General features: G+C 68.6%; 15 protein-coding genes. 11 read left to right on the top strand and 4 right to left on the bottom strand.

Features of this window, described 5'->3' with window-relative positions; translation table 11 throughout:
* Nucleotides 1–3: 3 nt before the first annotated feature.
* Together ABH926_RS09955 and ABH926_RS09960 are read left to right on the top strand one after the other, a co-directional pair.
* Nucleotides 4–546 (top strand): NUDIX hydrolase, encoded by a 543-nt coding sequence (locus tag ABH926_RS09955; RefSeq protein WP_370365113.1) that lies wholly within the window; start codon nt 4–6, stop codon nt 544–546.
* A 523-nt stretch (nt 547–1,069) separates the two neighbouring features.
* Complete coding sequence (locus ABH926_RS09960) at nt 1,070–1,861, top strand: sensor domain-containing protein (protein ID WP_370365114.1); 792 nt, start codon at nt 1,070–1,072, stop codon at nt 1,859–1,861.
* A gap of 6 nt (nt 1,862–1,867) precedes the next feature.
* On the opposite strand, the gene ABH926_RS09965 is transcribed toward ABH926_RS09960, so the two are convergent.
* Nucleotides 1,868–2,041: a hypothetical protein gene (locus ABH926_RS09965; RefSeq protein WP_370365201.1), complete on the bottom strand. Its 174-nt coding sequence runs from the start codon at nt 2,039–2,041 to the stop codon at nt 1,868–1,870.
* A 427-nt stretch (nt 2,042–2,468) separates the two neighbouring features.
* On the opposite strand from ABH926_RS09965, the gene ABH926_RS09970 reads away from it, so the two are divergent.
* The 3 genes from ABH926_RS09970 to ABH926_RS09980 all read left to right on the top strand — a co-directional run bounded on the left by ABH926_RS09970 (nt 2,469) and on the right by ABH926_RS09980 (nt 5,248).
* Complete coding sequence (locus ABH926_RS09970) at nt 2,469–2,960, top strand: hypothetical protein (RefSeq protein WP_370365115.1); 492 nt, start codon at nt 2,469–2,471, stop codon at nt 2,958–2,960.
* Between the two features lie 73 nt (nt 2,961–3,033).
* Nucleotides 3,034–3,981 (top strand): hypothetical protein, encoded by a 948-nt coding sequence (locus tag ABH926_RS09975; RefSeq protein WP_370365116.1) that lies wholly within the window; start codon nt 3,034–3,036, stop codon nt 3,979–3,981.
* A 361-nt stretch (nt 3,982–4,342) separates the two neighbouring features.
* A complete protein-coding gene (locus ABH926_RS09980; protein WP_370365117.1) occupies nt 4,343–5,248 on the top strand; it encodes a sensor domain-containing protein in 906 nt (301 codons plus the stop codon).
* 27 nt (nt 5,249–5,275) lie between these two features.
* Here ABH926_RS09980 and ABH926_RS09985 read toward each other — a convergent pair whose 3' ends face one another.
* Both ABH926_RS09985 and ABH926_RS09990 read right to left on the bottom strand, forming a co-directional pair.
* A complete protein-coding gene (locus ABH926_RS09985; protein ID WP_370365118.1) occupies nt 5,276–6,397 on the bottom strand; it encodes a DUF1648 domain-containing protein in 1,122 nt (373 codons plus the stop codon).
* 39 nt (nt 6,398–6,436) lie between these two features.
* Complete coding sequence (locus tag ABH926_RS09990) at nt 6,437–6,823, bottom strand: GntR family transcriptional regulator (RefSeq protein ID WP_370365119.1); 387 nt, start codon at nt 6,821–6,823, stop codon at nt 6,437–6,439.
* Nucleotides 6,824–7,008: 185 nt separating this feature from the next.
* Between ABH926_RS09990 and ABH926_RS09995 the strand changes: the two genes are divergently transcribed.
* The 3 genes from ABH926_RS09995 (at nt 7,009) to ABH926_RS10005 (ending at nt 10,498) form a co-directional block, all read left to right on the top strand.
* A complete protein-coding gene (locus ABH926_RS09995) occupies nt 7,009–7,794 on the top strand; it encodes an SDR family oxidoreductase (protein WP_370365120.1) in 786 nt (261 codons plus the stop codon).
* 72 nt (nt 7,795–7,866) lie between these two features.
* Nucleotides 7,867–8,490, top strand: a complete 624-nt coding sequence (locus ABH926_RS10000) for a hypothetical protein (protein WP_370365121.1) — start codon at nt 7,867–7,869, stop codon at nt 8,488–8,490.
* Nucleotides 8,483–10,498: an LCP family protein gene (locus ABH926_RS10005; RefSeq protein WP_370365122.1), complete on the top strand. Its 2,016-nt coding sequence runs from the start codon at nt 8,483–8,485 to the stop codon at nt 10,496–10,498. Before ABH926_RS10000 ends, ABH926_RS10005 begins: the two co-directional genes overlap by 8 nt.
* A 90-nt stretch (nt 10,499–10,588) precedes the next feature.
* On the opposite strand, the gene ABH926_RS10010 is transcribed toward ABH926_RS10005, so the two are convergent.
* Complete coding sequence (locus ABH926_RS10010) at nt 10,589–11,476, bottom strand: TIGR03619 family F420-dependent LLM class oxidoreductase (RefSeq protein ID WP_370365123.1); 888 nt, start codon at nt 11,474–11,476, stop codon at nt 10,589–10,591.
* An 89-nt stretch (nt 11,477–11,565) separates the two neighbouring features.
* On the opposite strand from ABH926_RS10010, the gene ABH926_RS10015 reads away from it, so the two are divergent.
* The 3 genes from ABH926_RS10015 to ABH926_RS10025 all read left to right on the top strand — a co-directional run bounded on the left by ABH926_RS10015 (nt 11,566) and on the right by ABH926_RS10025 (nt 14,383).
* Nucleotides 11,566–12,318, top strand: coding sequence for a glucose 1-dehydrogenase (locus ABH926_RS10015; RefSeq protein ID WP_370365124.1), 753 nt, complete (start codon nt 11,566–11,568; stop codon nt 12,316–12,318).
* Nucleotides 12,319–12,355: 37 nt separating this feature from the next.
* Complete coding sequence (locus ABH926_RS10020) at nt 12,356–13,483, top strand: LLM class flavin-dependent oxidoreductase (RefSeq protein ID WP_370365125.1); 1,128 nt, start codon at nt 12,356–12,358, stop codon at nt 13,481–13,483.
* 63 nt (nt 13,484–13,546) lie between these two features.
* Complete coding sequence (locus ABH926_RS10025) at nt 13,547–14,383, top strand: LLM class F420-dependent oxidoreductase (RefSeq protein ID WP_370365126.1); 837 nt, start codon at nt 13,547–13,549, stop codon at nt 14,381–14,383.
* Nucleotides 14,384–14,404 lie beyond the last annotated feature (21 nt).

Raw genomic sequence — 14,404 nt, forward strand, 5'->3', positions numbered from 1 at the left:
TCGTTGCATTGGCGCAGTCACGGACGCCGGTCCGTCTACGAGAGTGACTGGGTCAACGTCTGGCTGGAAGACGTCGAGATCCCCGGTGTCGGTCGTATTGAACACCATGTCTTGACGATGCCGCGTCCATCGACGACGGCCGTGGTTACTGACGCCGAGGGCCGCATCCTGCTCATGTGGCGACATCGGTTCATCACCGATGAGTGGGGTTGGGAAGTACCGGCTGGCTGGGCGGACCCCGGGGAAGCTCCGGAGGATGCAATCCGACGTGAGATTGAGGAGGAGACGGGTTGGCGCCCCGCCGAAGTCTCCAGGCTGATTGGGTATAACGCGCTCAGCGGGATCTCAACCATGAGGTTCACGGCCTACCACGCCACGAAGTGCACCTATGTAGGACCGCCATCTGACCCGAGCGAATCGACGCGGATCGAATGGTTCACGCCGGAGGATGCCGCGAAGCTGATCGCCGATGGTCAGGTGCCAGACGGTCCGTCCCTGACAGCCCTAACGTTCTATCTCGCCTTGGGCCGGGGATCGGTGACGTAGTCATGTAGCCGCCGCTACGGTGGCGCCTTCTCCGGACGTCAAGGGCACTTCGTTAGCCCTTGCCCTCCTACGAAGACACCCCCTCCGCTCTTGGGGCGCGTGGTCACCAGAAAAGGCCAGCGCCTTACGTTGCGTACGTGGTGGTCGGTGGTCCGGTCCGGGGTGGGCTGAGATTTTAGCCACCTCCGTGCACGGGGACCCCACCTGAAGCATTGCGAGGGGGCCTGGAAGGGCCACCTGCGGGCAGGTCCAGGAACCTGCCCTTCCCGCCGGGCAGCGTAAGGCCCCCTCGCAGTGCTTCAGCCCCGCACACGCAGGACACCGGCCAAAATCTCAGCCCACCCCTCAGCCTGTTAACCCGCCTTCGAACTGGGGCGACGTGAAGATCACCAGAGTCTGAGACAGCGGGAAGCCTGAAATGCTATCTTCGAACATTTCGTTCACACCTGGCACCACAGGGACACGCCCGAGTGCCTCTCGTCGAGATGGAATCAACTTGCGCTTCGGGATCAAGAGCGTCTCTATGGCCATCCTCGCGGCAGCCGTCTTGACGACCACGGCATGCGGGGGTTCAGGGAAAGCCGCCTCGTCTGCGGCGAGTCCAGGCGTGCCGGTCGCATCGACGGGCACGACGGCCGACACTGCGCCGGCCTCATCGACGGCGACGACGGCCGGCACTGCGGCAGCAACGGCCTCCACCAGCGTCCTTGACGCCACACTGACTACCGATCAGATCAGCAAGCTTCTGCTTACCGGCAAGGACGAATCCGGCTATACCTATGACCCGTCGCAGGACGGTAAGGAGATTACGAACACTCAGGATGTCGTAACGACCGGAGGCAGCGCCTGTCAGACGTTCGTGGACGCATTTGAGGGCCTGCGCTCGAAGTACGGGACGAGCGCCGAGGTTGACCGCCAGCTCACAAATGCCTCCACTGGCCAGGCGATAGAGGACTCAGTGATGGCGGTCGGGACCGCTGATAGGGCCCTGGAGATGATCTCCGACTTGACCACGGGTATTAAGGACTGCAAGAGCTTGACCGTGACCCAGTCAGGCCTTTCGGTCTCCATGGCGCCCACTGCGATCCCGGAGATGGTCAGAGACGGCCAGGTTGGCTACATCAACTACCTGAACGGCGGGGGGAAGACTAGTTTGATGGCTTCCGAGGTGGTCCACGTCGGCACGGCGGTTTCGGTGATCGCTATCATCGAGCCCCCGACGAACGACAACGCAGCGTTGCAGCAGTTGGGCACGACGCTCGTCCACCTGTCCGATGTCCAGGTCGAGCGGCTGAAGAATGCACAAGGCCTTTAGCGCCCCTTAGTGGTACTGGTGCGCGTCCTCGTACCAGCGGTTGTAGGCGTGCTCCTGTCCCGGATGCGGCTCCACCATGGTGATCAGGGCGGACCCGATGCCGGGTCCGTAGGCCCCTGCTGACGCCAGCCTCGTGTAAGCGCTCGGTTCCCGCTTCGGCTGCCCTTGCTTGTCCGACATGGTGCCTCCGGGTCTGGGGTTCAGGTGACCTGACGATACGTCAGATATTGCGAGGTGCGCCAGATCTTCCGTGAAGCCCCTGGTATAAGCCCCCTTTTGATATCACTAATCAGTACACTGCGAAGGCTCCAGGAGGTTGGCGCCAGGTCCGTGGCGACTGAGATTGATCTTGCGTAGTCGCGCAGAGCGGCATTGAGAGACAGCGTCACGGATCCCCGATTGCGGACTGCGTACGCCGAATTGGATGATGGTCGGCATTGATGCCGATTTGGTAGTACGGATCTGTACGGGCTTCGTGATCTCAACCGCTCGTCGCAGCAGTCTGGTTTACTGCCCCGTGCCGGCAGCGCCAGGCGAAAAGCCGAACTGGTTGCTGCCTGGTGCGGCCGGCGACCAGCGATGCAAGCACACGAGTATGGAGGAAATCGTGAAGCGTCTCGCAAAGTCGATGATTCTCGCGGGGGCGGTGGCAGCGGCGTTCGCCACCAGCATGCAGGCGGCTTCGGCCGAATCAGAGCTCTGGTACTCGTACCCCGGGTTCCAATCCACGTGGCACTGCAACACCACAGGCACTTTCGCCCTGAACAGCGGGGAGGGCTACGCGTACATCCAAGCCTGCGAAGTCTGGAACGGCTCCTACTACCAGGGCCTGGTGAACGTCAGCTTCAGCCAGGCCCACTCAGACGCTTCCATCAACGTCACGAACGCCACCAGCCGCCTCCCCGAGAACGGCGTTCGCACCTGCTACGGCGCCATCGGCAGCGGCGAACGATCGTGCTTTGCGCACACCGAGTACCCCCTCAGCAGCGCGGGCGAAGCGCAGGCGCACGTCACCAACCTCTTCGTCGACGGCGTCGGCTACTCGCTGAACAGCCCGATATCCGGGCCAGACCAGGAGTGGTCGCCGTGGGTTCCCTAACCGCTAGATGACTGATGTGGGTTGGTGGCGTGGGGCTGGCGTGTAGCCGGTTCGGCTGACGACGGCAGGGAGCGTGGCCAGCATCGGTGTTGACGAGGAACCCTTTGGCCGGGGAGTCAACATGAACACCGATCTGGACACGCTCCTGACTGCACTGTATGTCGCGCTGACTGATCGCATCATCCCCTCCCGTAAGGTTCGCCCGGATTCGCCAGGCGGCCCGCCGGCGGTCACCGACGCCGAGCTGGTATGCCTGGCCGTGGCCCAGGCCCACCTGGGCTTCACCAGCGAACGACGCTGGCTGCGCGCCGCCCCCGACCGGGTCGGGCACCTGTTCCCGCGACTGCTTTCGCAAAGCGAATACAACCGCCGCCTGCGCCACCTGGCACCGCTGATGGACGCCGCCATGCGCTGGCTGGCCGCCGACACCCCCTCCAGCTTCGACACTGTGCGGCTGCTGGACGGCACCAAAATCATCTGCGGCATGTCCCGGGAAACGACCAAACGCTCGGACCTGTTCGGCTGGTGCGGCTACGGCTACGACCGCTCCCACAGCCTGTATTACTGGGGCGCCAAACTGATGCTGCTGACCGCCCCCGACGGCCCGGTCACCGGATACGTACTGGTCAATCCGAAGCTGTTCGGCGAGGCAGCGGCGACGGCGATGATGATGACGCGGCCGGCGAACGTCCCGCCGCCAGGCACCACGATCGTGGCCGACAAAGGCCTGCGCAGCCAGGCTTTGGAGGCCGAACTCGCCGAGCGCCACCTGCGCCTGATCCGCCCGGCCTACGCCAACGAGCCCGACCCCAGGTACTACCCGGCCTGGCTTCGTCAGCGCATCGAGTCGGTCAACCAGTCCTTGAAGCACCCGCTGGGGATCGAACAGCCCGGAGCCCACCGGCCCGACGGACTGTTCACCCGCATCGTGCAGCGCCTACTCGCACTCAACGCCGCGATCTGGCACAACTGGCACATCGGCGCCAACCACAAACGATCCCTTACCGCCTACGGCCACTGACCACGCCAGACTCCCGCCACCAACCCACATCAGTCATCTAGCACCGACTATAAGAACCCTCGCTCTCCGCGGTAAACGAGTGACGGGTGTCCGCCGCCGCGCACCGGATGAAGCGCGGCGGCGGACGGCTACGGGGCCAATCTGACAGCGCCGCTCGCCATGCCATTGGCGGGACTCCCGCCCTTCGGGTCGCTGGCGGCGGCCCGCTGGGCTCGCGTTTTGGCTGGTGTCCCTTCGCCGACACGGTGCCTCCGGGTATGGGGTTCGGTGATCTGACGACACGCTAGATAATCGCGAAGCCGCCGGACCCATCAGATCGGAACCGCACGCGGACCCGGTCCCCATCGAGGTCTGATAATGAATGGCGTACCGGAGCTCCGCGAGCGCGGTGCTCCTGACGACGACATGGGGGACCAGCATGCGCTTCGGGATCAAGGGCGGCTCCATAGCCGTCCTCACCGCCGCAGTTCTGGCGACGGCGGCGTGCGGGAGTTCCGGCCAGATCGGTGCTTCGGCCGGGGGTACGAGTGCGCCGGGTACGTCGGCCGGTTCGACGGGGAAGACGGCGGGGACGCCGCCGAACACGGCCATCGTGCCGAACAGTTCGGCTGCGTCGTCCGGGTCGTCCGGCTCGTCCGCGTCGGTCGGCGGCGGTACCGGCAAGACGCTCACCACGGATCAGATCCGCACCATTCTGCTCACCGACAAGGATGACGCCGGCTACACCTACGACGCCTCCAAGGACGACGCGACCGTCACCGACACCCAGGACGCCATCACCGCCGGGGGCAGTGCCTGCCAGATGTTCGTCGACGCGGAGAACGGCCTGTCCACGAGGTACGGCACCACCGCCGAGGTCAACCGTGTGTTGACCAAGGCCTCCGCGGGCCACGCGATCGAGTCCTCGGTGCTGGCGATGCCGTCCCCGGCCAAGGCCCTGGCGATGACCTCCGATGTGAGCACGAGTCTTCAGGGCTGCAAGACCCTGTCCGCGACGATCTCGGGCAGCCCGGGCTCCATGACGCTTTCCGCCATCCCGCAGCTGACGAAGCCGGGGCAGGCCGGCTACCTCGACTACATGACCGTCGGCGGCAAGACCGTGCTGATGGCGGCTGATCTGGCGCAGGTCGGGTCGGCGGTCTCGGTGGTGGCGCTGATCGGGCCGGTGACGAGCGACTCGACCTCGCTGCAGCAGATGGGGGCCACGCTGGGTCACCTGTCCGACCTCCAGGTCGGGCGGCTGAAGAAGGTTCAGGGCTTGGGCTGAGCTCGGCTATAAGCGCCCGAAGCACCCTCAGTGCGAGCCGGCCAGCACCGGTACAAGCACCGCGATCGCGAGGATCCCGACCAGCAGGCCCACGGCCGCCGGGCGACCGAAATTGACCGTCCACCCGACGCCGAACCGCTTCTGGACGAACACCGCGGGGTCCTCGCGATTGATGTAGATCATGCCCAGCTTCCAGAAGCGGTCGTCGTCGCGGGTGACGGCGCCGGTGCCGGTGACGCCGCCAGGCCCCGTGGCCTTTCGGTCCCCGTCGCCGCCGTCGAACCGCAGCCGCGACCCGCCCTGCCCGATCCGCACCGTCACCACGATCAGCCCCGCCGTCGCCAAGACGATCGGCGCGAGAAGCAACACCGGGAACAAGCCGGTGCTGCCCACCAGCTTCCACATGGCCAGCGCCGCGAAGAACATCGTCAGGTCCACGGCCGCGGCCAGCACCAGCAGGCAGCGCGCCATGGCCGTGACGAAGCGCCGGTGCCGCTCGGCGGCGTGCGGGTCCTGCGCGTCCAGTTCCGCCTTGCCGCGAGCCGTGATCCAGGACAGCGCCACGATCAGCGCGGTGATCCCGACCTGCACCATGACCAGGCCGAACGCCGAGAGGAAGGTCTTGTCGGCGTACGAGGTCGGATGCCCGCCGATGTCGTAGTGCGAGACGAGGCGGGCCGGCAGGTGCGGGTAGCGGACCGCGCCGACGACCGCGGTACCGACCGTGATCGCCACCGCCGGTAGTGCCCACAGCCAGGGAAACGGCTCGGGCCGGGTGCGCAGCGTGGTGTCAGTGACGGTCACCTGCCTGCGACCCTCGAACCAGTGCCCGTCGCGCTTAGCGTCGGCGACGTGCGAGCGCGCCAACAGGTACACCGCCACCGATCCGGCGAGCTCGACCAGCATCGCGACGATCCCCGCGGCCCCCGCCGACGCCACGAACAGCCCGGCCAGCACCGCGACGGCGGTCACCGCGCCGATGCCGGTCCAGTACGTCCGGCGGGCCTGCGCCACCACCGGATCGTCGGCGCGCTCGGCCGGAACGCGCACCCCGAACTGCACGCTCCGCGGCGTCAGCAGCGGAGTGAGTAGGGACAGGAACCCGATCAGCAGGACCGGGAGTACCGCTGGGACAGCATTGGCGTGCATCGAGATCTTCCCCCGTCTTCGGTCGTCGTGTTCGTCGACTCAGCGCTTCGTGAACTCGTCCAGCAAGGCCTGACACCGTTCCAGGACCTCCGGCGGTGCCATGCCCTTGGCGAAGCCCTCGGCGAGCAGCGTCCGTGCCCGCCGCTCCCAGTCGCCGACCTCCTCGGCCGTCGCCGGTCCGTCCCCGGGACCGCGCGCCACCACCGCGCCGGTGCGCCGGCCGAGCCGGATCAGGCCCTCCCGCCGCAGCTGGTCGTAGGCCTTGTTCACGGTGTGCATGTTGATCCCGAGGTCGGCGGCCAGCTGGCGCGTCGTCGGCAGGGAATCCCCCGGCACCAGCACGCCTGCCGCCACCGCCACCACGATCTGGTCGCGCAGCTGCTGGTAGATCGGGACGTCGCCGTCGGGCTCCACGGTGAGGAGCAAGGGTCTGCCTCCTTCGGACTATTGCTATAGAACAGCTAGAACAATGGGGCCGTCAAGGGCCGGCCAGGGAAGCTGGCGGACCCTGGCCATCTCACCCCGCCCCGCCTAATCTGACGCATCATCAGATACAGGCTCTGCACATCAGATACAGACTCCGCTCGGCGTGAGCCCACGAAAGGGTCCCCATGTTGCTCCAAGACAAGACGGTGATCGTGTCAGGGGTCGGCGAAGGCCTCGGCCGCGAGGTCGCGCAGGCCGCGTACGACCAGGGCGCGAACGTGGTGCTGGGCGCGCGGACCGAGGCCAAGCTGGCCAAGGCGGCGGACGGCTTCGACCACGCCCGGGTCGCCTACGCCACCACCGACATCACCTCCGACGACGACTGCCGCCGGCTGGTCGCGCTGGCCGTCGAGCGCTTCGGGACGCTGGACGGACTGGTCAACGTCGCCGCCATGGACCAGGTCTTCGGCGGGTTCGCCGACGCCGACTTCGCCGACTGGCGGGCCGTCTACGAGGTCAACGTCGTCGGCACCCTGCAACTGAGCAAGGCCGCGATCCCGCACCTGGCGCGCGATTCCGGCACCACCACCGGGATCGTGCACATCCTGTCGCAGTCGATGTGGGTGCCGGCGACCGAGGTCATGCAGGCCGCGTACGCCGCGTCGAAGGGGGCGCTGCTGTCCGCGACCTATGGCATGGCCAAGGAACTCGGGCCGCGCCGCATCCGGGTCAACGCCGTGGTGCCGTCCTGGATGTGGGGGCCGATGGTGCAGGGATACGTCGCGTGGACCGCCGCGTCCCAGAGCATTCCCGAGGAACAGGTGCTCTCCTCGCTCACCACGCGCATGGCGCTGCCGGAAATGGCCAGCGACGGCGACGTGGCGAATGCGGCCGTATACATGGTGTCGCCGTACGCCGGGGGAATCACCGGCCAGTCCCTGGCTGTCAACGCCGGCGATTTCATGCGGTGACCGGGGCCCTTGTAGCGAGTCTGTGACGAAAGCGGGATGGCGCGGTTGAACGGCTGAAAGAGGATCGCCGTCATGTCCTCATCAGCACGCACGTCGCCGGGTCGTCGCCCGGCTCCGGACGGCTACGGCCGCCCGGAGCGCGGCTACGCGCCGCCTCGGCCGGAGCGGCCCGCGCCGGCGCCGGACCCGGCACGCCGCGCTTCGGGGCCGTCCGGACGCCGCGCCTCCGCCGCCCCCGTCCCCCCTTCCGCCGGTCGCCGTACCGCCGCGCGGCAGGCGTCCGACCCCGGCGGCCGGCTGCTGGCCGGTGCGCCCTCCTGGCTGCCCGCCGCGGCGGTGCTCGGCGGTCCGATGCTGGCCGCGATCGTGGGCAAGTTCGCGGGCGGCTACCACGGCCCGGCGTTCGTGGTGCTGACCATCGCGGCGGCCGCCCTGGCCACCGCGGCGGCGACCGCGAACGGCCGCTGGTGGGTGGTCACCTCGCTGCCGCCGGTGGCCTGGCTGGTCGCCACGGTCGCCGAACTGGCCTGGCACGACCCGGCCTACCCGGACACCAAGGCCAAGCTGGTCGGCGTGGTCCACGCGACGACCAACGTCTTCCCGGTGATCCTGGCCGCGCTCGCCGTCATGGGCCTGGTGATCGCGGCCGCGGTGGTGCGCGGCCGGCAGAGCGGGGGAGGCGCCCGCCGTGTCTGAGTGGTATCCGGAGGACGGGGACCAGCGTGGCGGCGGCCGTCGCCGTGAGGCACCCGAGCAGCCCTGGCAGGCGCCCGAGCAGCCCTGGCAGGCATCACAGTCACAGCGCCGGCCCGGACCTCCGCCGCAGCAGCGCCGGCAGCCGCCCGCGCGGCCGGACGATCCGACGCACCACGGCGCCGCCGGCTGGTACCCGCCCGCGGAGCGGGAGCAGACCAACGTCATGGCCCAGCAGGGCTACGACGACCACGGCGGCTACGACGATTACGACGAGCACGACGAGCACGACGACGAATACCTCGAGTCCGGCCGCAGGGGCGGCGCGGGCGGCGGCGGCCGGCGCGGAGGCGGCCGCGGCACCCCCGGTGCCGGTTCCGGCGGCAAGGCCCACAAGCCGGGGCTGATCGCCGGCCGGGTCACGGCCGCGGTGATGAGCGCGGTCGTCGTCCTGGCGACCGGCTTCGTCTGGTTCGAGAACAAGCAGCTCACCGACGGCCTGCACACCTCGGACTCGATCAACCAGATCAAGCCCGGCGAGGACGGCTACGTCGCCCCGCACCTCGGCGCGGACGTCAACCTGCTGCTGATCGGCCTGGACTCGCGCAAGGACATGAACGGCAACGACCTGCCGACGTCCCTGGTCGAGGACGAGCTGCACGCCGGGTCCTCGGACATAGGCGGCTACAACACCAACGTGCTGATCCTCATGCACATCCCGGCCAACGGCGGAAAGGTCACCGCCTACTCCATCCCGCGCGACAGCGACGTCGAGCGTCCCGGCGGCCAGGCGAGTATCCCCGGCGTGGGCACCGTCCAGGTGCCGGACATGGGCATGGGCAAGATCAAGGAGGCCTACGGCGACGCCAAGGCCTTCGCCGACCAGAAGATCTCCGCCTCGGGCAAGAAGGTCGACAAGGCCACCGAGGAGGCCGAGAGCCGCGAGGTGGGCCGCGAGGCCACGATCCGGGCCGTGCAGAAGCTCACCGGCCAGCACGTCGACCACCTCGCCGAGGTCAACCTGGTCGGCTTCTACGACATCGTCAACGCGATCGGCAGCATCCAGGTCTGCCTGAAGGCCCCGGCCTACGACCCGATCGAGGACGGCGCGGGGACCGGCCTGAACCTGCCGGCCGGCGTGTCCACCATCAACGCGGCCACCGCCCTGCAGTTCGTGCGCCAGCGGTTCCACCTGCCCAACGGCGACCTGGACCGCACGCACCGCCAGCAGGCCTTCCTGTCCTCGGTGACGCAGGCGTTGAAGAAGAAGGGCGTCCTCGGCGACGTCGGGGCCATGCAGAGCCTGTTCAACGTCGTGAAGAACGACATCGTCATCGACAACGGCTGGAGCGTGCTGGACTTCGCCTCCCAGGCCTCCAACCTGACCGGCGGCAACACTGAGTTCATCACCCTGCCGACCACCGGCACCACGAAGGTCGCCGGCGAGGACGCGCTGACGGTGAACCCGGCCGCGATCCAGAAGACGATCGGCGCGACGTTCGACAACGACGCCGCGGTGGCCCCGCCGCCGACCACGGCCTCCAGCTCGACCCCGCCTCCGGCGGCGCCGACCACGACGGCGACGCCCCCGGCGACCATCACCGTCCTGAACGGCACCCAGACCACGGGCCTGGCGCTGAAGGTCTCCGGCCAGCTGTTCGACGCCGGCATCCCGACCAGCAAGACCGGCAACGGCGGCAACGGCGTGCAGCACACGGTCATCCGCTACGGGGCCGGCGAGGAGGCCCTGGCCAAGAAGATCCAGACCACGCTCGGCACCAAGGAGGCGCCGATCGCCAGCAGCTCCACGGCGAAGGGCACCATCACCGTCACCATCGGCTACGACTACAAGCAGCCCCCGGCGACGACGACCACGACCACGACCACGCAGTCCTCGAACCAGCCGTCGAACGGCCCGACCAGTGTGGCCAGCGACAACTCCTCCGACTCCTCCGGGCTGAGCTCCGGCGGCGCGGTCACGTCGCAGAACGGGATCCCCTGCGTGTACTGAGGTACTGATCGCTACAGCACGCAAGGCCGCCGCGGGCGCCGCGGGCGCCGGAGACTTCGGTTCTCCGGCGCCCGCGGCCTTGTCACGGGTTCACTTGATATAGCGCTCCGCGAACCCCTCCACGGCCTCGACCATCTCCGCCAGGGAGGGACCCGGCGCGGTCATGGCCTTGATGTTCGTCATCCACGGCGCGCCGAGCAGGTCCGTGACGCCCCACTGCTCCAGCTGCTCGCACAGCTCCGGGGCGGGCTCGGCCAGTACCGCGAGCATCGCGCGGAACGGCCGGTCCAGGGTCCCGGCCTTCTCGCGGGCCGCGTGGATGCGGTCCATGATCGAGTGTGTCTCCTCGACCGTGTGGTAGATCCCGATCCAGCCGTCGTTGTTCGCGGCGCGGCGGATCGCGATGTCGGAGATGCCGCCGACGTACACCGGGATCGGGTCGTTCGGCGTGGGCGTGATCGAGCAGGGCGGCAGCGTGTAGTTCGGCCCGGCGATCTCGACCACCTCGCCGGTCCACAGCCGGCGCAGCGCCGCCAGCATCTCGTCGAGCCGCGCCCCGCGCTTGGCGAAGGCCTGGCCGGTGGCGGTGAACTCGTCCTTGCTCCAGCCCGGTCCGACGCCGAGCGCGACCCGGTGGTGGCCGTCCGCGGAGCCCTGCGAGAGGTAGGCGGCGGTGGCCAGCTGGTTGGCGACGGTCAGCAGGTCGCGCGCCGGGGCCACGTAGATGTTCGTGGTGAACCGCAGCCGGGTGGTCACGGCGGCCATCGCCGCGATCGCCACCCACGGCTCGGGCCAGTGCGTGTCCTTCGACCAATACCGGGATCCATCCGGCGTGTACGGGTAGGGGGAGGACAGTTCGACCGGATGGAACAGGTGGTCCGGGATGGCGATCCCTTCGAACCCGTACTCCTCCGCGGCCCGCGCGAGGCCGGTGAAGTGCGCGGTGTCGCAGAACGCCGGTGAAAGCCAGAACTTCATGGGCCGACTCCCCTTCACTTTTCGCCTTCCAGGAATCAATCTGACACCTAGTCAGATGTCAAGCGCGATGCGAGGACAGGGGACGGCCGATGGGGAAGCTGGATGGGCGCGTGGTGCTGGTCACCGGCGCGGCGCGCGGGCAGGGTGCCGAGGAGGCGCGGCTGTTCGCCGGCGAGGGCGCGCGGGTGCTGGTCGCCGATGTGCTGGAGGATCTCGGCACGGAGGTGGCCAAGGAGATCGGCGACGCGGCGCGCTTCGTCCGGCTCGACGTCACCGACGAGGCGCAGTGGACCGCCGCCGCGGACTTCGCCGAGGCCGAGTTCGGCAAGCTCGACGGCCTGATCAACAACGCCGGCATCCTGCGCTTCAACAAGATCGAGAAGACCAGTCTCGAGGAGTACATGCAGGTGGTGACGGTGAACCAGGTCGGCGTCTTCCTGGGCCTGCGGGTGTGCCTGCCCCGGATCAAGGCGGCCGGCGGCGGGACCGTGGTGAACACCGCGAGCATCGACGGGCTCGCCGGCATGGCGTATCTGGGGTCGTACGTCTCCTCCAAGTTCGCGGTCAGAGGGCTGACGAGGGTCGCGGCCCTGGAGGCCGCCCCGACCGTCCGGGTGAACTGCATCTGCCCCGGCGGCGTCCACACCCCGATGGTGACCGAGCTGATGCCGGAGGACGTCGACCCCGACGCCGGCTACTCCGGGATCCCGCTCAAGCGCGTCGGCACCGCGCACGAGATCGCGAAGGCCGCGCTGTTCCTCACGTCCGAGGACTCGTCCTACTGCACCGGCGCCGACTTCGTCCTCGACGGCGGAGCGCTGGCCGGCATCCGTTTCGACTAGCAGAACCAGGTTCGACCAGCAGACCGGAGGAGACCCCATGGAGTTCGGCATCTTCGTCCAGGGCCACGTGCCGCTCTCGAAGCTGGCCGCCGACCCGGACTTCGAGCACACCTCGCTGATGAACGACATCGAGATCGCCAAGGCGGCCGACAAGGCGGGCTTCAAGTACGTGTGGGCCTCCGAGCACCACTTCCTCGACGAGTACTCGCACCTGGCCAGCAACGACGTCTTCCTGGGCTACCTGGCCGCCGCGACCGAGCGGATCCACCTGGGCTCCGGCATCTTCAACCCGCTGCCGCAGGCCAACCACCCGGTGAAGGTGGCCGAGAAGGTCGCGACCCTGGACCACCTGTCCGGCGGCCGGTTCGAGTTCGGCACCGGGCGCGGCGCCGGTTCCCGGGAGATCCTGGGCTTGGGCCTGCCGGACACCACGGTCACCAAGGAGATCTGGGCCGAGGTGGTGCGTGAGATCCCCAAGATGTGGATGCAGGACTCGTACTCGCACCAGGGCAAGTGGTTCTCCATGCCGGAGCGCAACGTGCTGCCCAAGCCGTGGAAGAAGCCGCATCCGGCGATGTGGTACGCGGCCGGTAACCCGCCGTCGTACGAGATGGCCGCGCGCATGGGCCTGGGCGTGCTGGGCTTCTCGGTGGGCTCGCCGGCCGACGCCGAGACCGCCGTCGCGGCGTACAAGAAGGCGGTCCCGGCGGCCGAGCCGGTCGGCGCCTACGTCAACGACAACGTGATGGTGACGTCCTCGGCGGTGTGCCTGGCCGACGGCCGGCGGGCCCGGCAAGCGGCCTCCACGATGGGCATGGGGCGCCTGCAGTCGCTGGTGTTCCGCTACCACGACACCTTCCCGCGCCCGGACTGGGTCCCGGAATGGCCGGCGGTGCTGCCGGAGCCGACCGTGGAGGAGGTCGACTGGCGCCTGCGCAACGGGTACCTCGTCTGCGGCGACCCCGATGAGGTGCTGGCCCAGGTCAAGCGCTACGAGGCCACCGGGATCGACCAGCTGGCCTTCGGGCTGCCGATCGGACTGTCGCTGCCCGACACGCTGGAGACGATCGACCTGATCGGCCGGTACGTGATCCCCAAGGTGGACAAGGACCCGGTGCACCGGACCACGCGCTTCCGCAGCGCGGCCGCGGCATTGGGTAAGTGAGAATCCGCAAGCCTCTCAGAACCCGGCAGAACCCCAGCAGAGCCCCCACCAGAAGGAGCTGTCTTGCGCATCGGCGTCACGGTCTTCCTGACCGACCAGACCATCGGTCCGGCCGAGCTCGGGCGCGCGCTCGCCGAGCGCGGCTTCCAGTCGTACTACGCCCCCGAACACACCCACATCCCGATCAGCCGCGCCACCCCGGCGCCGCTCGGAGAGCCGTTGCCCGACTACTACTCACGGACGCTGGATCCCTTTGTGGCGCTGGCGGCGGTTGCGGCCGCGGCTCCCGGCATCCGCGTGGGCACCGGCATCTGCCTGGCCGCCCAGCACGACCCGCTGCTGCTGGCCAAGACCGTGGCGACGCTGGACCTGGTCACCGGCGGCAACGTCGACCTCGGCGTGGGCTTCGGGTGGAACAAGGAGGAGATGGCCGACCACGGCGTGGACTTCGGGACCCGCCGGGACAAGGTGCGGGAGACCGTGCTGGCCATGAAGGAGCTGTGGGGCAACGAGGTCGCCTCCTACCACGGCGACCACGTCTCCTTCGATCCCTCCTGGTCCTGGCCCAAGCCCGCGGCCGGCTCGGTCCCGGTGCTGATCGGCGGCGCGGCCGGGCCGAAGCTGTTCAAGGCGGTCGTCGACTACGCCGACGGCTGGATGCCGATCGGCGGCCGCGGCCTGACCCAGGCGATGCCGGTGCTGCGGGCCGCCGCGCAGGAGGCCGGGCGGGACCCGGACACGCTGCGCGTCGTGCCGTTCGGGACCGAGCCGACCCCGGGCAAGATGGAGCACTACCAGGCCCTGGGCATCGAGGAGATTGTGTTCAACGTCCCATCGGCGCCCGCGGACCGGATCTTGCGCGTGCTCGACGACTACGCTCGCTACATCGACCGGGAATAGATCCGGTTCACCGCCGCGTAG

It is taken from the genome of Catenulispora sp. GP43 (assembly GCF_041260665.1).
Taxonomy (GTDB): domain Bacteria; phylum Actinomycetota; class Actinomycetes; order Streptomycetales; family Catenulisporaceae; genus Catenulispora.